Genomic DNA, 17,232 nt, shown 5'->3' with positions numbered 1-17,232 from the left:
TTATGTTTTGTATGAAACCAGAATTAAATTACTTATTGGTAATAGTGATGAAGAAACAATAAGAAATATATGTGATAACTTAAATAGAGAAGTAAAAAAAATATTAAGAATAGACGCAAATTTCATCTGTTATGGGTCAAGGGAAGTAGGTTATTATACAGTTATAAATCAAAATAGGAAACATAAAAATAAATATTTTCATTTAGATTTTAGATTATATTATCCAGATAAGAAATATTACAACACAGAAAAAGATATCTTTAAAGGCATAAATAGAAATATGTATACAGAAGAAAAATATAATCGAAGCAATTTGGTATATGCATACATACAATGGATGACAGTGGAACCGCAAGGAAGAGGTAGAGGAAGCAAAATAGTAAAAGCGTTATTAGAATTTTTAAATGCTATAGAAAGTCTTGAACTTGTATTACTTCATCCAATAGATCAAAAAGCGAGAAACTTTTGGACTAAAAATAATTTTATAGATGAAGATACACGTACTAAATTAGACAAAAGAATAAAACAAGATGCATGTAATAGACTAATTTATAAGTTCAATAAATAAAGAGTAAAAATAATAACTTGTTCATAAAGCATAGATAATAGCTCTATACATATTTAATATATCATATTTTAATAAGCTATATAGTAATACACAACTATGTTATAATATTAAAATCAAATTACTTAAGGAGATACAAGAATGGAATGTAGACATAACTGTGGCGCGTGTTGTATTGCTCCATCTATATCCTCACCAATCCCTGGTATGAAAAAAGGAAAACCAGCAGGTGTAAGGTGTATACAACTAGATGAAAATAATATGTGCAAAATATTTAAAGATCCTAGAAGGCCTAAGGTTTGTGGAGAGCTACAACCTTGTGAAGAAATGTGTAAAAATAATCAAGATGAGGCAATGAAATATTTAAAAGAACTTGAAGAAGAAACTAGTCCAAGTAAATAGATTAATCTAAAACTATACTATTAAGTACTGAGTTGAGAAAATACTGTTTTATAAACATTAAAATATTTCTAATATTAAAGAGTGATTTTGGTTAATAAATCACTCTTTTGCTTTTGTTTAACATAAGTAGCATATATAGGATAGTTTAAGTTTGAAACAAGTTAGCATATAATAGAACAAAAGTTCTTCGATGTGTGGACAAGTAAAAAATTCTATGGTACTATAAAAATAGAACGTTAGTTCTTGGAAATGATTTGTAATAATTGTGATTTACATAGAATGGGAGGGGGATTATTATGAATATAAAAAATGAACCTAGACTGAACAATTTGATAAATTGGAAAGATGCAATAAGAGAAATATTTCCTGATTCTATACCAGATAAGCATGAATGGACAAATTTAAGAGATATATTACTAATACTAAATATCCTTAGTAAAGAATTTTTAAATCACATGATGTTACCCTATGGAGGAGGTATAGATCTACAAGGCGCAATACTTTCAGAAGAAATGTACTGTATAAATTTATTATCAAGTGATGGTTATGAGGTAGTAAAACCAAAAAAATTAACATTTTATTCAATAAGTGAGGATTGTGAGTGGGCTTACTTTAGACTAGAGACTGACAACATACAAGATTCAAGTATTAATGATAATGAAATTACATCAGGAGCATACGTAATTGTAGCAAAAGGCTCAGTATATAATAACGTACCATTAACTTACCATGGTTTTCATAATGAATTTAAAGATGAAGAATTTTATGAATTTATGGTAAGAAGCTATAAACACTCAAAGAGAAGAGAAGTATTGAAAGCACTTTCATAAAAAATGAATATATTATTTTGATGATGAAAATATTTGTTTTGTAAAAATTAGTATTGTAAAAATAATTTATATAATGTATATTACTCTATAGTTGTACGCTAATTTAAATCAACATAGGAGATTGAGAATGAAAAAGAAGAAAATTATTGTAATTATTTTTATAACTTTATTAATAGCTATACTAGGGGGTTTAGGATTCGTCGGGAACTACTTTTATAACTTAGCTTTAAATCCAAACACTTCAAAAGATATAATATTTGGAACAGAAGAAGAACAAGAAGAAACCAGTGGAGAAGTTCTAGATGAAGATATAGAATGGTTATTAAATGAAGCTAATACTACAGAACAATATATAACATCGAGAGATAATCTAAAACTTCACTCGTATAAAATATTAAATGAAAATAAAAGTAATACTTGGGTAATATCTGTTCATGGTTACACTAGTGAAGCTATAAATGTAAGTACTTATGCTAAATATTTCTATGAAATGGGTTATAATGTACTAATACCTGACCTAAGATCACATGGTAAAAGTGAAGGTGATTATATAGGTATGGGATGGGATGATAGACTAGATATTATAGATTGGATAAATTATATATTAAAAGAAGACAAAGATGCAAAAATAATACTTCATGGTATATCAATGGGTGCTGCAACAGTAACCATGGTATCAGGAGAAGAATTACCTTCAAATGTTAAAGTAATAATAGCTGACTGTGGATATACATCTGTTTGGAATCAGTTTTCTTATCAATTAAAAGACTTGTTTGATTTGGGAGAGTTTCCTATAATGCATGTATCAAGTTTAGTTGGTCAAATAAGAGCAGGTTACTCTATAAAGGAAGCTTCGGGTATAGAGCAAGTTAAGAAATCTAAAACACCAATATTATATATACATGGAGATGAAGATGATTTTGTTCCATACTTTATGATGGAAGAATTATATAACGCCACATCTTCAGAAAAAGAAATGCTAACTATTAAAGGTGCAGGGCATGCAAAAGCATCATCTGTAAACGCTGAATTATATTGGACTACTGTTAATGATTTTATAAATAAAAACATTAATAATTAAAAAAATAAATCTATTATTAAAATATAATAATAAAATCTAAAAGGGTGGAAGATTTCCACTCTTTTTTATGGAAAAGCATTATCGTAATACTATTAAATTATATTAGTTTATAAGGTTTAACAACTTTTTACCTATTCTTAATACTACTATAATATGTTAAAAAGGGTATATTTTATTTAACAAAAGTGCTTAGATTTAATAAATAATTTACAAAATCTTAATGAAAAATAAACAAATGTAATATAAAGTTAATATATTTAACATTCTCTTAACACAAAATTAATTATTTTAACATTGGCTTAACATTCTTCGACAATATATTTGTTAAAATAAATATCGTAATAATAAATGAAAAATACATAGACGCTTGTTTTTTAAGGAGGAGAAAAATTGGAAATCGCAATTAACTTAATGGGTGGTTTGGGTCTTTTCTTATATGGTATGAACCTTATGGGAGATGGTCTTCAAAAATCAGCAGGAACTAAATTAAAGAAAATAATCGAACTTTTAACTAGTAATGTACTAATGGGGGTTTTAGTAGGGGCTCTTGTTACAGCAATAATACAAAGTAGTAGTGCAACTACAGTAATGGTAGTTGGTTTTGTTAACGCAGGTATAATGACATTACCTCAAGCAATAGGTGTAATAATGGGGGCGAATATAGGTACAACTATTACAGCTCAATTAGTATCACTTGACTTAGTAGGACTTGCACCAGTATCTTTAGGGATTGGTATAGTTCTTTACTTATTCTCAAGTAAGCCAAAAACAAAAAATATAGCAGAAATATTAATAGGATTTGGTATATTATTCACTGGTATGGACTTTATGAAGGCGGCAGTTAAGCCTCTAACTGAATTTGAAGGATTTACTGTTGCATTAAGTACTTTAGGTCAAAATCCAATATTAGGTGTTTTATTAGGGTTTGGTATAACAGCAGTAGTACAAAGTTCAAGTGCATCAATGGGGATGTTACTTGCAGTTTCATCAACTGGTGCAATAAGTTTAGGTGCTGCATTACCAATACTATATGGAGAAAACATAGGTACTTGTGTTACTTCATTAATATCTAGTATAGGTGCTAGTAAAAATGCTAGAAGAGCAGCAACAATGCATTTGATCTTCAATATTATTGGTACCCTGGTATTCATGTTAATACTAACAAAGCCAATAACAGCGGTAGTTACACATTTAAATCCAAACGATGTAAGTAGACAAATAGCGAATTCACATACATTATTCAATATAGTTAACGTTATTTTATTACTTCCTTTCTCTAAGTTAATAGTTAAGCTTACTATGAAACTAGTTCCAGAGAATGAAGAAGATGCAAAAAATAGCAAAGCAGTTAAATTCTTAGATGAAAGAATGATGGAAACACCATCTATAGCTTTATCAAATACTGTTAAAGAAACAATAAGAATGGGTGATAAGGCAAAAGAAGCTCTTGTTAACTCAATGGATGGTATATTAGAGGAATCACCTGAAAAGATTAAAAAATCATTTGCTTTTGAAAAAGTAGTAAATGAATTACAAAAAGAAATATTAAATTACTTATTAAAACTTTCTAAGACTTCTTTGAATGATGAATCAAGAGAAAGTGTTGATGAATTATTTAATATAGTAAATGATATAGAAAGAATTGGTGACCATGCTGAAAATATAGCAGAGTTAGCTGAAGATATATTAGAGAAAAACTTAACTTTATCTAAAGAAGGAACTGAAGAATTAGTTCAAATGTATAACAAAGTTGTAGATACTTATACTTGTGCGCTTAAAGCTATGGAAACTGGAGATATTGATTTAGCATGCAAGGTAATTAAGATGGAAGAGCAAGTTGATATGATGGAAAAAGCATGTCGTCAAAGCCACTTAAGAAGATTAAATGATAACTTATGCACAATAGATAATGGTGTAGTTTACTTAGATATAATAGGAAACTTAGAAAGAATATCAGACCATTCAGTAAATATAGCTGAAAGAGTTATAAAATCAGGAAATATTAATATAGCATAGTATTTAAAGAGCCTTTACTAAGTAAAGGCTCTTTTTTATTATAATAAATTAATAATAGATATAATTTGATACAAAGAGTTTATAAGTATAAGGAAATTAGAATTAAATAAAAGAAAATTAAAAATATTTATAAAAATTAAAAAATACAATTGACATATTGGCAGTTAATAAATATAATTTGTATTAATAATAATATAAAAAAGCAATGACGGAGACAAAAATACTAATTTTGTTAATTACAGAGAACCAACGTGTGCTGAGAGTTGGATTACATATAGTATATAATGATCACTCCTAAGCTTCTACATTGAAATATATAGTAAATGTAGACGTATGCCAACGTTATATGGCTAAGGTTAAATTTGACCCGATTAAAGAGAGGTAGCTATATTTTAGCTACAAGTAAGGTGGTACCGCGAAATATTACTTTCGTCCTTATAAGCAATAGTATTATGCTTGTAAAGACGGAAGTTTTTTTATTTTTAAAATTAATTATTATTTATAAAAGAGGTGGTATGGTGGATAAGGTTGTAACAGCAAAATTAAATCAAGGGATTGATTCTTTTTTAAGAGTAGCACTTTTATTAAGGAGAAAAGAAATTGATATTAGATATATAAGTATGACAACTGATTCAAAAGAAAACACAGGTATTAAAATACTAGTTGATGAGGATAAGATGTCTATAGATATTGTTATTAATTATTTGAGCAAACTTCATGATGTTATAGAAGTGATGGTCAATTAAGATATTATTTTCATACAATAATGAAAATAAATATTATTATCTATTAAAATTTATTATTAAAAAGGGGGATTATTATGAAAAAGATGTATTATGATCAAGATGTTAATTTAAATGTGTTAAATAATAAAAAGGTTGCAGTATTAGGCTATGGAAGTCAAGGTCATGCTCATGCACAAAATCTAAGAGATAGTGGGGTAGAAGTGGTAGTGGGACTTTATGAAGGCAGCAAATCTAAAGCAAAAGCTGAAAATGAAGGATTTAAGGTACTGGGTGTTACTGAGGCAGTTAAAGAAAGTGATATTTTAATGCTTCTAATGCCAGATACTACTCAAGAAAAAGTATATAAAGAAAATATAAAAGAGAATTTAAGAGAAGGGCAAACTTTAGCATTTGCTCATGGATTCAATATACACTATAGCCAAATAGATCCACCTGAGTTTGTTGATGTAGTAATGGTTGCACCAAAGGGACCTGGACATTTAGTTAGAGAAGTATTTACAAAAAATAGTGGTGTACCAGCTTTATTTGCAGTTTATAAAGATTATACTGGTAATGCTTTGGATACAGTACTTGCCTATGCAAAGGGAATAGGAGCAACAAGAGCAGGTGTATTAGAAACTACATTTAAAGAAGAAACAGAAACAGATTTATTTGGAGAGCAGGCAGTATTATGCGGAGGAGTGAATGAACTAATAAAATCAGGTTATGAAATCCTAGTAGAATCAGGATACCAAAAAGAAGTAGCGTATTTTGAATGCTTGCATGAAATGAAGCTTGTTGTTGACTTACTATATGAAGGTGGTTTTGAAAGAATGAGATATAGCATAAGTGACACTGCGGAATACGGTGATTATATATCTGGAAAAAGAATTATAACAGATGAAGTAAGAAAAAATATGAAAGCTGTATTAATAGATATACAAAATGGAAAATTTGCAAAAGAATGGATTACAGAAAATGAAAATGGATGCGAGAAATTCTTAAAGATGAGGGAGTTAGAATTTGCTATGCCAATGGCTCAAGTGGGGAGAAACCTTAGATCTATGATGTCTTTTTTAAATAATGATAAGGAGGGACTAAATAATGAACAGCAACAATGTGAAGTTGGGGTACATTAAATCACCACATAGAGCTTTATTTAAAGCAGGTGGGCTAATAGATGAAGAACTAGAAAAACCATTAATAGGAGTAGTAAACTCTTTTAATGAAATAGTTCCAGGGCATACACATTTAAGAGAAATTTCAGAATCTGTTAAAAAAGGAGTACTAATGGGGGGAGGTACTCCCCTAGAATTTCCTTCTATAGCAGTATGCGATGGAATAGCAATGAATCATGAAGGAATGAAATATTCATTAGTAAGTCGAGAGATAATAGCAGACAGTGTAGAAATAATGGTAAAGGCACATGGATTAGATGGGCTAGTATTAATTCCAAGTTGTGATAAGGTTGTACCTGGAATGTTAATGGCAGCTGCAAGACTAAATATTTCAAGTATTATAGTAAGTGGAGGACCGATGCTTCCGGGGAATTATAAAGGTAATAGTGCAGATTTAATAAGCGTATTTGAAGCAGTTGGTAAAGTAGCTAACAAATCTATGAATATAGTTGATTTATATGAACTAGAAGAAAAAGCATGTCCGACATGTGGTTCTTGTGCAGGAATGTTTACAGCTAACTCAATGAATTGCATGACAGAAGCACTTGGTATGGCACTTCCAGGTAATGCTACAATACCAGCTGTATATTCAGAAAGGAAAAGACTAGCGAAAAAAACAGGGATGAAAATTATGGAGTTGGTAAATAAAGATATTAAGGCATGCGATGTAATGAATGAATCAAGTTTTAATAATGCACTTGCTGTAGATATGGCTCTAGGTTGTTCTACAAATACAGTATTACATTTAACTGCAATAGCTAATGAAGCAGGGGTAGAGATTAATTTAGATAAAATAAATAATATAAGTGAAACTACACCAAACCTATGTAAGTTGAGGCCATCAGGAGACCATTATATACAAGATTTATATCATGCTGGAGGCGTATATGCAGTAATGAAAGAACTATCTAAAGATAATTTAATAAATACGGAATTAATAACTTGTACAACAGATAAAGTAAAAGATTTATTAACACCCAATTTAAATGAAAAAATAATTAGAAAAATTGAAAATCCGTATTCTGAAAAAGGAGGTATAAAAGTACTAAGAGGAAGTCTTGCCCCAGATGGAGCTGTAATAAAAAAATCTGCACTTTGTGATAATGTTAGGAAATTTATTGGAAATGCAAGGGTATTTGACGGGGAAGATGAAGCAGTAAAAGCTATTTTAAACAGTGAAATAAAAGATAACTCAGTGGTGGTAATAAGATATGAAGGGCCTAAAGGGGGGCCAGGCATGAGGGAAATGCTAACGCCTACTGCAGCATTATCTGGAATGGGTCAAGATAGTAGTGTATGCTTAGTAACTGATGGAAGGTTTTCTGGAGGTACAAGAGGTTTTTGTATAGGTCACGTTTCTCCAGAAGCAGCATCAGGTGGCCCTATAGCTCTGGTAGAGGAAAATGACTTAATAAAAGTAGATTTGGAAAATGGAATTTTAGATCTTTTAGTAGAGGACAAAATTATAGAAGAAAGGAAAAATAACCTTATAGTTAAGAATCAAGAAATAAAAGGATACTTGAAGAAATATTCAAAGCTAGTTAGTAGTGCGTCAAAAGGTGCAGTGTGTAATTAATATTTCGAAGAGAAGAGGTGTAATAATGGATGGGGCAAGACTATTATTAGAATGTCTAAAGAAAGAAAAAGTTGATACAATATTTGGATACCCTGGAGGTGCAGTTATTCCATTATATGATGCGTTATATGATTATAAAGATGATTTTAAACATATAAGAACATCTCATGAGCAAGGTTTGGTTCATGGAGCTGATGGATATGCAAGGAGTACTGGTAAAGTAGGTGTATGCATTACTACATCTGGACCAGGTGCAACAAACGCAATTACAGGTATAGCGACTGCATATATGGATTCTACTCCACTTATTATAATAACAGGGCAGGTTCCAACAACATTGTTAGGAAAAGATTCTTTTCAAGAGATAGATATCACTGGGGCAACTTTATCAATTACAAAGCATAATTACTTGATTAGGGAGGTAGAACAAATTCCAAAAGTAATTAGAGAAGCATTTAAAGTTGCAAATACGGGAAGAAAAGGTCCTGTATTAATAGATATACCAAAAGATTTATTTACAAAAAAAATAAACTATAATATTGATGATTATGAATCATATGAAATTGGAAAATTATATATTGAAAATGAAAAATTTAGAAAAAGTGATTATGAATTATCAATTAATGATTTAGTTAATAAAGCTATATATTTAATTAATTTGTCAAAAAAACCTGTGATATATGCTGGAGGAGGAATTAAAAGTTCTAGTGGATATAGTTTGTTAGAAGAATTGGCACTTAAAATTGATACACCTATTGTAAATACGCTTATGGGACTTGGAAGCATAGATAGAACTAGTGAGTTATCACTTGGTATGGTTGGAATGCATGGAAGTAAGAAAAGTAATTTATCATTAAATAATAGTGATTTAATTATAGCAATTGGGGCTAGATTTAGTGACCGAGTAATAGGCAAAAGCTCTGAATTTGCTAAGAAAGCAAAAGTTATTCATATAGATATAGATCCTTCAGAGATAAGTAAAAATATAAGTGCCGATATATGTATTAATTACGACTTATCATACGTATTAGTTCAATTAATAAAAAATGTTGAAATAAAAAACAACTGTAAATGGAAAGAAGAGATTGATAGTTATGGTGAAGAAGAAAAGATTGCAAATGATGAATTCCATCCTAAAAATATTTTAGAGTTAGTAAATTATGAATTGGGAAATGAAAATATTGTTGTAACAGATGTGGGTCAACATCAAATGTGGGCAGCAAAGTATTGGAACTTCAACAAAGGAAAAACTTTTATCACTTCTGGGGGACTTGGTACAATGGGCTTTGGATTAGGGGCAGCGATTGGAGCAAAAATAGGAAATGATGATAAAAATGTAGTACTTATAACTGGAGATGGAAGCTTTAGAATGAATTGCAATGAACTTGCTACATTAAGTAATTACAATATATCAATAATAATATTACTATTTAACAATCGAAGTCTTGGGATGGTAAGACAATGGCAAAAACTATTTTCAAATGAAAGGTACTCACATACTGATATTATTAGAAATGTTGACTATATAGCTTTAGGAAAGGCATATGGAATAGATGGTTATAAGGCAGATAAATTAAGTGATGTAAAATTTGCGTTGAAAAACTATAATGTTAAAAGGTCGATAATAATACAATGTGATATTGATAAAGATTATGATGTATACCCTATAATCCCACCGAATGAATCCTTAGATAACTTTATATGTAATTAAAATAAAAAAGTTTATTGAAAAATAATAGGGGAATATATATGAATATACTATTATTTGGAAATAAGGGAGACGTAATATATGAAAAGTAACATAAGATCATTGATAGAAGGGTTATCTTATGCTTTAGACGTTGCTGAGAAAAAAGAACTATCGCATTCGAAACATGTTGCATATATTTCATACATGCTTGCTAAAGAGCTATGTATAAATACTGAAATTATAGAGGATATTTATTATGCAGCCTTGTTACATGATATTGGTGCTAGTAATACCTATATAACAGAGAAGCACTGTATAAAAGGAAAAGAGATTCTATTAAATCTACCTTTAAAAAAAGAACTAGCAGAATTTATATATTATCATCATGAATATTATACTGGTAGCGGACCTTTTAAAATGAAAGGTGATGATATTCCATTACCATCTCAGATTATAAGTTTTGCAGATGTATTTGATAAAAAATTTGGTAATATAATGAAATTTGATTACGATTTATTTCTTAACATAAGAGAATGGTTAAATAATATTTCTGAGATTTTTAATCCTGAAATAATTAAAGCATTTGAAATGATTATAGAAAAAGAGTATATACTTTTAGACTATTTTAATAAAGATTTTGATAATATACTTTCTAAAAAGGTTGAAATAAAAGGTTATGATTTAGTTGATGAAGAGATTATTGACTTTGCTAAAGCCTTGGCAAATATTATAGATAATAGAAGTAAATTTACTTATAGACATTCAGTTGGGATAGCAGAGCTAGTAAAGAAAATCACAAAAGAAATGAATTGTGATAGCGAAATTATAAACAAAATGTATATAGCTGCTTTACTACATGATATAGGGAAACTTGTAGTGAACAATGAGATTATTGAAAAAAATGGAAAATTAACTTCAGAAGAACGCTTTGAGATTAATAAACACACTTATTATACTAGATGGATACTAGAACAGATAGATGGATTCGAAGAAATAACTGAATATGCATCTAATCACCATGAAAAACTAAATGGTAACGGATATCCTTTAAAACTAAAAGGAGATGAAATAGGAATTCTTGAACGTATAATGTCTATTTGTGATGTATATCAAGCTTTAACAGAAGAAAGGCCCTATAGAGAAAATATTTCTATAGATAAGGTATGGGATATAATTTACAAAATGGGTAACAATAATGAGCTAGATACTAAATTGATAATACAGATAGACAAAATCATTAATAATAAAGATACATATTAGTCACTATTTATCACTTTTTGTAGTAGATTTGCATATAAAAATTATATACAAATTAGTTAGTAAATTTGAAGCATTGCCTTTATATAACAAGATATTATTAGATTTATATAGTATAATAATAAATGAAGAAAATAAAATAGAAATATAGTTAAATACTACTTATAAAAATAATACTGAAGATTTTATCTTCAGTATTATTTTATAAGTAGTATGAATTTAAACGATATCTTGAATTTTATTAAAATTATTCTTTATGATCAAAAATAGTTTTAGTAGTATCTAAATCTTTAGCAATGCATCTTTGGCTATTTATTCTTTCAGATACTAACATTTCACTTACAATACCCTTAAGTTCATTTAGTAAGCTTTTTAAATCTTGATTATTAAATTCTTGTTTATCATTTTCATGATCAATGATAGTTTTAGTAGTGTCTAAGTCCTTAGCAATGCATCTTTGACTATTTTTTCTTTCAGAAACTAAAATAGTATTTACTAATTGTTTGGCTTCGTTTACAAGAGTTTCTATTTCCTCTTTAGTAAAGTCTTCATTCTTCTTATGATCGATAATAGTGTTAGTAGTATCTAGATCTTTAGCAATACATCTTTGACTATTAATTCTTTCGTTAGTCAATAGTACATTAGTCATACCTTTAATATCTTCAGTAAGGTTTCTAACTTCATGACCTATTGCATTTAGCTCTTCTTGATTAAGATCTTCTTTATGATCGATAATAGTGTTAGTAGTATCTAAATCCTTAGCAATACATCTTTGACTATTAGTTCTCTCTGATACTAGCATCATTCCTAGTAATCCAGATAGATCTTCTTTTAATGAATGTAATAATTCCTCGACTTTTTTCATATGTATAACCTCGCTGTCTTTTTATTGTTCTTTTATTATAATACCCATTTGATGCAAGGTAAATAACATTTTAATAAATTGTAAATATTTGTTACTATTTCTTAATATAAGAAATAAAACTTTTGCCAATTTATCATATTTAAGATAAAAATATAAGAAAATTATAAATAATAATTAAAAACCATTGACATGTATTAAATTATAATATATCTTATTAAGAGTAGTTGATGTAAACAATAAGATCTATTAGCTCAGTCGGTAGAGCACCTGACTTTTAATCAGGGTGTCCCGCGTTCGAGTCGCGGATGGATCACCATATTGGAGAGGTGTCCGAGTGGTTTAAGGAGCTGGTCTTGAAAACCAGTGATGCTTAACGGCACCGTGGGTTCGAATCCCACCCTCTCCGCCAATATATAAAGTTATGTTAGTTGATCTAACATAGCTTTTTTTATACAAAAAATCGTAATCAACTATAGGATATATCATATGCATAAAACTAATTCATATTAATATTATACGAAAAATGGAATATGAATTTGTAATAGATACATAGTATATACTAAGTTGGATAATATGAAATTGCAATTATATAAAAAAAGGTATGAGTATGGTTATTAATTTGGGGATGTATAAGGATTTATTTTGGGGGAAAGAGTATGATAGATAAATTTAATGATTTTTGTTATGTTCACAGATTTAATATTACAGGATTTACATTCACTTCGTATATCTTGTTTTTACTATTTAAAGAATTTCAAGATGTTAGGCCATTTGCTTATAGGTGTACAGTATATTTTACTTCGTTATTTTTACTAATGTCTTTGGTTGGATACACTAATGGTTTTAGATTTAAAAGTAAAGATAAATAGTAGTATTTAAGCAAGTTAGAATAACCCAATAACTAACGTAAATAGTTATTGGGTTATTTTAGGATATACTTTTATTTAATTAATAGCCTCTGCGTTATTGAGGCTAACTGTATCTAACTTACTTATCCATTTTACTACTATAAAGCTAATTAGAGAGATTACCATAGAAAAAATAAATATAGAATTTATTCCGAACATATCTATCATAGATCCATATAATAACTTCATAAGTGAGTAAGAAACACCTATAATGAATGTATAAAGAGTCATAGAAGTTGTGTAAAGTTTTTTTTCGACAACCTTACCAATGAAATCAAAAGCACATATTGTTACAATAGAAATTGAAACACCATGCATAGAAGTTGCTAACATAAATATCCAAGGATTAGACGTTATACTGTATATTACCCATCTTAATAATAGTGATAAGCTAGCGAAACTTATCATTTTAATCATGCCAAACTTATTTAATAAGTCTTTGCTTTTAACCATAAAGAAAAGTTCGGGTACAACCATAAATACAGTAAGAAGACCTACAAGTTCTGTTCCAGCACCAAGGTTCATTAGATGTATACCTTGATAAGACATCATAGCTTCAGTTAAAGATGAAGTACATACTGCACAAAGTAAAATAAGTATATAAGCCTTATTGTTAAATAGTTTTGGTAAATCTTTTTTTAGATCTAGCTTCTCTTTATCAATATTTTCATTTGACACTTCTACAGTAGGTGTTATTAATAAGCAACCAACCATACTGACCATGAATACATAGAAAAACATCAAGTCATTATTAGTAGCTTTAATTAACTGACCACATAAAAATGATGCAATGGCAAATGACATTGAACCAATTACTCTAATTTGACCGTAGTTCTTATTATTTTTTTTACAGTATGAAGTAGTTAAAGCATCAGTCAGTGGTAATATAGAATTTCTAAACATTTCAAGACCAGTAGCAACAACAAATATTGTAATGAAAGATTCAGTTATAATATAAAGTCCTGTAAATATAAGTGACATTAATACATTAAGCCATAGTACTGACTTTTGTTTTTTTGATATATCACTTAATAACCCCCAAATAGGGACGAAAATAATACCTATAATAGATGGTATTGATACAATCAAACCAACTTGTGATGATGTGAATCCAAGAGTATTCTCTAAATATACAGGTAAAAAAGTGTTATAAGCACCTAATCCAATAAATAAAGATAAATACATTACATAAAATTTTGACATATTCAATTTCCTCCTTGTAAGAATATATCATATAATTAAAATTATATAAAGTTTTCTTTAACCTAAATCATAAAATAAAGTATAATAATACTATAAGGATAAGTTAATAAAATGATTAAAATGTGAAATGATTATACATATAGAAAGGGGAGAATACTAATGAGAGAAAAAATGTATAAGTTTATGGAAGGAAGATATGGAAATGACCAGTTTAATAGGTTTTTGATGATATCAGTATTTGCATGTTTCTTTATATCTATATTCTTTGATGATGCATTATACTATGTTTCAATAGCTTTATTAATTTATGTATATTACCGTATGCTTTCTAAGGACTTTACAAAAAGATATAAAGAGAATGAAACATACTTAAGATTTAATAAAAAAGTAAAAGGTTTGTTTGGTGATAACAAAAATTTATTTTATAAAAGTAAGTCACACAAAATATACAAATGTCCATCTTGTAATCAGAAATTAAGAATTCCAAAAGGAAAAGGCAAGGTATCTATACACTGTCCAAATTGTAAGGTTGATTTTATAAAGAGGAGTTAAGGAAATCTTATTAGATTTCCTTTTTTATATATTGAGATTTAATAAATTATATTTAAGATATATAATTTATTAATCTTATATATTCAGGAGTAAAAATAAATACAATATTGACTTAATAGAAGCAATAATATATCATGCAATTATAAAAAGCAATAATTGTGTAAATAATTTTCATATGATTAATTTATGATTATATAAAATTATGTTATTGTTATAATTAAATTACGGAATTGAGGAACAAATATGAATATAAAAGTAAAAGATATAGCTAGCAAATCAGGGGTATCTATAGCTACTGTTTCAAGATATCTTAATAAATCAGGATATGTAAAGCAGGAGACAAGAGATTTAATAAAAAACGCAATCCATGAAATAAAACAAGAAGATAGAGCTTATCTAAATGAAAAAAACATTGCAGTGATATTTCCAGATTTATCAAACATGTTTTTTACAGATGTGCTTAAGGGGCTAATTGAAGAAGCTGATAAATTAAACTATAATGTTTTTACCTTTGATAGTGGAGAAAGTATTGAAAAGGAAATGAAGATTATTGATGCTCTAAAAGAATTTAGAATATGTGGTTTAGTTATCACAACTACTATAAAAAATAGAGAGACAACAAAGCAACATGTTCAAAAGTTAAATTCATTAGGAGTACCAGTCATTTTAATTGATAGAGACCTTATGTTTTGTGATTTTGATGGAATATTTATTGATAATCAAAAAGGGTCATTCGATGGAGTAGATACTTTGATTAACGCTGGGCATAAGAAAATTGCTGTGATTACAGGTCCACTAGAATATGAGACTGCTCAGCTTCGTCTAGAAGGATATAAGCAGGCTCATAAAATGAATGGTCTAGATGTTAATGAAGATTATATTTATGAAGGTGACTATCTTCTTGATTCTGGGTATCATCTTACAAAAGAAATAATAAATAATAATAAGGATGTTACAGCAATATTTATATGTAATAATATGATGACATTAGGCTCAATCAATGCCTTAAATGAAATGGAAATAAAAATAGGACAAGATATTTCTTTATTAGGATTTGATGACTTAGAATTTTTTACATACTTAGGAATGAATGTTAGTGTGGTTTCAAGACCAACATCTGATATGGGGAGGATGGCCTTTGAAGTTTTATCTAAAAGGTTAATCGATGATGAACCATGTACTACTCAAAATATAGTATTAAAACCTAGTATTATTACTAGAGGATCTGAATTATTAGTTAAATAAAAAAATAGATGTCTTTTGACATCTATTTTTTTATTTTAAAAAGGACTATAAGTATAATAAAGATAGTTAAAAAGTGATATCCCACATGAGATGTAAAAGAAATGTAATAAACATGAAAGAAAAGTGGTGAGAAAGGTTGTGATTATGAAAAGAATGTGAAAAAAACTATTGAAAGTTATGAAGAAATATTATAATATATGAAATATACCTCAGGAAAACGGTATTAGAGATGAAGAAAATATGAAAAATATAAACAAAAGGGAGATAAAGAAATGAATGTGTATTTAGCAGAGTTTATAGGTGTAACAATATTAATATTCTTTGGATGTGGAGTTTTAGCAGGGAATTCACTTAAGACTTCAGGTTCGTATAAAGCAGGAAATGTTGCAATAAATATTGCATGGGGCTGTACTGTAGCAATGGTAATTTATAGTGTAGGTGATATTAGTGGGGCTCATATAAATCCAGCCATAACAATAATGCAAGCAGTTAAGGGTACTTTTGATTGGAGTTTAGTTCCAGGGTATATTATAGCTCAAGTTGCAGGCGGATTATTTGGAGGTCTCTTAGTATATCTTCAATTTATTAATCACTGGGAAAAAACTGATGATTCTAAAGCTAAACTTACAATATTCGCAACAGCACCAAGTATAAAAAATAACGTGGCAAACTTCTTTAGCGAATATATAGTTACATTTGGATTAGCTTTTTGCATTCAAGGAATGGATACAAACATATTTATAGATGGAGTTAAACCCTTAGCAGTAGGTTGTTTAATATTTTTAGTTGGAACATCATTTGGTGGTGTAACTGGTGCAGCGCTAAATCCAGCGAGAGATTTAGGACCTCGTTTAGCTCACTATCTATTACCTATTGCAGGAAAAGGAAGTTCAGATTTTAAATATTCATGGATACCGATAGTTGCTCCAATTATGGGGGCCACAACATCTGGATTAGTACATCTAGCTTTATATGAAGGTGTAGTAGACAACAGATTATACATAATGTTAGGATTAACAATTGCAATATTTGCCTTAATAAAGATCTTTAGTAAAGATAATAAAGTATGTAATGATGGCGATGAAGTTATTGATATAGAAAGTAAAGTAGCATAGCACTTTTAAAAAAGTTGAACTTGA

At 28.6% G+C, this 17,232-nt stretch carries 16 protein-coding genes, 2 tRNA genes and 1 other annotated feature; of the genes, 16 read left to right on the top strand and 2 right to left on the bottom strand.

Annotated features, from left to right (window positions below; translation table 11 throughout):
- The first annotated feature begins 7 nt into the window (after positions 1–7).
- The 10 genes from ACI48P_RS09790 to ACI48P_RS09745 all read left to right on the top strand — a co-directional run bounded on the left by ACI48P_RS09790 (position 8) and on the right by ACI48P_RS09745 (position 11,323).
- Positions 8–568 (top strand): GNAT family N-acetyltransferase, encoded by a 561-nt coding sequence (locus tag ACI48P_RS09790; RefSeq protein WP_475215167.1) that lies wholly within the window; start codon positions 8–10, stop codon positions 566–568.
- Positions 569–706: 138 nt separating this feature from the next.
- Positions 707–967: a YkgJ family cysteine cluster protein gene (locus tag ACI48P_RS09785; protein ID WP_475215165.1), complete on the top strand. Its 261-nt coding sequence runs from the start codon at positions 707–709 to the stop codon at positions 965–967.
- Positions 968–1,263: 296 nt separating this feature from the next.
- Complete coding sequence (locus ACI48P_RS09780; protein WP_475215162.1) at positions 1,264–1,797, top strand: hypothetical protein; 534 nt, start codon at positions 1,264–1,266, stop codon at positions 1,795–1,797.
- Positions 1,798–1,924: 127 nt separating this feature from the next.
- A complete protein-coding gene (locus tag ACI48P_RS09775) occupies positions 1,925–2,878 on the top strand; it encodes an alpha/beta hydrolase (RefSeq protein ID WP_475215159.1) in 954 nt (317 codons plus the stop codon).
- 390 nt (positions 2,879–3,268) lie between these two features.
- The gene (locus ACI48P_RS09770; protein ID WP_475215156.1) at positions 3,269–4,894 is read left to right on the top strand and encodes a Na/Pi cotransporter family protein; all 1,626 of its coding nucleotides are present in this window, start codon (positions 3,269–3,271) and stop codon (positions 4,892–4,894) included.
- Positions 4,895–5,090: 196 nt separating this feature from the next.
- Positions 5,091–5,334 (top strand) — a binding site (T-box leader).
- 75 nt (positions 5,335–5,409) lie between these two features.
- A complete protein-coding gene (locus ACI48P_RS09765; protein ID WP_475215154.1) occupies positions 5,410–5,640 on the top strand; it encodes an ACT domain-containing protein in 231 nt (76 codons plus the stop codon).
- 74 nt (positions 5,641–5,714) lie between these two features.
- Positions 5,715–6,758 carry a ketol-acid reductoisomerase gene (ilvC, locus tag ACI48P_RS09760; RefSeq protein ID WP_475215151.1) on the top strand — a complete coding sequence of 348 codons (1,044 nt, stop codon included), beginning with the start codon at positions 5,715–5,717 and terminating at the stop codon, positions 6,756–6,758.
- Positions 6,724–8,373 carry a dihydroxy-acid dehydratase gene (gene ilvD, locus ACI48P_RS09755; RefSeq protein WP_475215147.1) on the top strand — a complete coding sequence of 550 codons (1,650 nt, stop codon included), beginning with the start codon at positions 6,724–6,726 and terminating at the stop codon, positions 8,371–8,373. Before ilvC ends, ilvD begins: the two co-directional genes overlap by 35 nt.
- 25 nt (positions 8,374–8,398) lie before the next feature.
- A complete protein-coding gene (ilvB, locus tag ACI48P_RS09750; protein WP_475215144.1) occupies positions 8,399–10,084 on the top strand; it encodes a biosynthetic-type acetolactate synthase large subunit in 1,686 nt (561 codons plus the stop codon).
- 78 nt (positions 10,085–10,162) lie between these two features.
- Positions 10,163–11,323, top strand: a complete 1,161-nt coding sequence (locus ACI48P_RS09745) for an HD-GYP domain-containing protein (protein ID WP_475215141.1) — start codon at positions 10,163–10,165, stop codon at positions 11,321–11,323.
- A gap of 244 nt (positions 11,324–11,567) precedes the next feature.
- On the opposite strand, the gene ACI48P_RS09740 is transcribed toward ACI48P_RS09745, so the two are convergent.
- A complete protein-coding gene (locus ACI48P_RS09740; protein WP_475215138.1) occupies positions 11,568–12,185 on the bottom strand; it encodes a hypothetical protein in 618 nt (205 codons plus the stop codon).
- Between the two features lie 240 nt (positions 12,186–12,425).
- Here ACI48P_RS09740 and ACI48P_RS09735 point away from each other — a divergent pair.
- From ACI48P_RS09735 to ACI48P_RS09725, 3 genes are all read left to right on the top strand, one after another.
- Positions 12,426–12,501: transfer RNA gene (locus ACI48P_RS09735), tRNA-Lys, on the top strand.
- Between the two features lie 4 nt (positions 12,502–12,505).
- Positions 12,506–12,594: transfer RNA gene (locus tag ACI48P_RS09730), tRNA-Ser, on the top strand.
- Positions 12,595–12,841: 247 nt separating this feature from the next.
- Complete coding sequence (locus ACI48P_RS09725) at positions 12,842–13,054, top strand: hypothetical protein (RefSeq protein WP_475215135.1); 213 nt, start codon at positions 12,842–12,844, stop codon at positions 13,052–13,054.
- A gap of 75 nt (positions 13,055–13,129) precedes the next feature.
- Here the strand turns inward: ACI48P_RS09725 and ACI48P_RS09720 are convergent, their stop codons facing one another.
- On the bottom strand, positions 13,130–14,302 hold the full coding sequence (locus ACI48P_RS09720; protein ID WP_475215133.1) for an MFS transporter: 1,173 nt from the start codon (positions 14,300–14,302) through the stop codon (positions 13,130–13,132).
- A gap of 153 nt (positions 14,303–14,455) precedes the next feature.
- On the opposite strand from ACI48P_RS09720, the gene ACI48P_RS09715 reads away from it, so the two are divergent.
- From ACI48P_RS09715 to ACI48P_RS09705, 3 genes are all read left to right on the top strand, one after another.
- Positions 14,456–14,848 carry a hypothetical protein gene (locus tag ACI48P_RS09715; protein WP_475215131.1) on the top strand — a complete coding sequence of 131 codons (393 nt, stop codon included), beginning with the start codon at positions 14,456–14,458 and terminating at the stop codon, positions 14,846–14,848.
- A gap of 243 nt (positions 14,849–15,091) precedes the next feature.
- Positions 15,092–16,093 (top strand): LacI family DNA-binding transcriptional regulator, encoded by a 1,002-nt coding sequence (locus ACI48P_RS09710; RefSeq protein ID WP_475215128.1) that lies wholly within the window; start codon positions 15,092–15,094, stop codon positions 16,091–16,093.
- Between the two features lie 272 nt (positions 16,094–16,365).
- On the top strand, positions 16,366–17,208 hold the full coding sequence (locus ACI48P_RS09705) for an MIP/aquaporin family protein (RefSeq protein WP_475215126.1): 843 nt from the start codon (positions 16,366–16,368) through the stop codon (positions 17,206–17,208).
- Positions 17,209–17,232: the final 24 nt, after the last annotated feature.

It is taken from the genome of Romboutsia sp. LXY-2, assembly GCF_056171995.1.
This window is presented reverse-complemented; position numbering and strand designations above follow the sequence as displayed.

What these genes read in the sequence shown, in the direction of transcription:
- ACI48P_RS09745 (WP_475215141.1), top strand. Translation starts at nt 10,163, where the DNA reads ATGAAAAGTAACATAAGATCATTGATAGAAGGGTTATCTTATGCTTTA.
- ilvD (WP_475215147.1), top strand. Translation starts at nt 6,724, where the DNA reads ATGAACAGCAACAATGTGAAGTTGGGGTACATTAAATCACCACATAGA.
- ilvB (WP_475215144.1), top strand. Translation starts at nt 8,399, where the DNA reads ATGGATGGGGCAAGACTATTATTAGAATGTCTAAAGAAAGAAAAAGTT.
- ACI48P_RS09740 (WP_475215138.1), bottom strand. Translation starts at nt 12,185, where the DNA reads ATGAAAAAAGTCGAGGAATTATTACATTCATTAAAAGAAGATCTATCT.
- ACI48P_RS09785 (WP_475215165.1), top strand. Translation starts at nt 707, where the DNA reads ATGGAATGTAGACATAACTGTGGCGCGTGTTGTATTGCTCCATCTATA.
- ACI48P_RS09710 (WP_475215128.1), top strand. Translation starts at nt 15,092, where the DNA reads ATGAATATAAAAGTAAAAGATATAGCTAGCAAATCAGGGGTATCTATA.
- ACI48P_RS09715 (WP_475215131.1), top strand. Translation starts at nt 14,456, where the DNA reads ATGAGAGAAAAAATGTATAAGTTTATGGAAGGAAGATATGGAAATGAC.
- ACI48P_RS09705 (WP_475215126.1), top strand. Translation starts at nt 16,366, where the DNA reads ATGAATGTGTATTTAGCAGAGTTTATAGGTGTAACAATATTAATATTC.
- ACI48P_RS09725 (WP_475215135.1), top strand. Translation starts at nt 12,842, where the DNA reads ATGATAGATAAATTTAATGATTTTTGTTATGTTCACAGATTTAATATT.
- ACI48P_RS09765 (WP_475215154.1), top strand. Translation starts at nt 5,410, where the DNA reads ATGGTGGATAAGGTTGTAACAGCAAAATTAAATCAAGGGATTGATTCT.
- ACI48P_RS09775 (WP_475215159.1), top strand. Translation starts at nt 1,925, where the DNA reads ATGAAAAAGAAGAAAATTATTGTAATTATTTTTATAACTTTATTAATA.
- ACI48P_RS09780 (WP_475215162.1), top strand. Translation starts at nt 1,264, where the DNA reads ATGAATATAAAAAATGAACCTAGACTGAACAATTTGATAAATTGGAAA.
- ilvC (WP_475215151.1), top strand. Translation starts at nt 5,715, where the DNA reads ATGAAAAAGATGTATTATGATCAAGATGTTAATTTAAATGTGTTAAAT.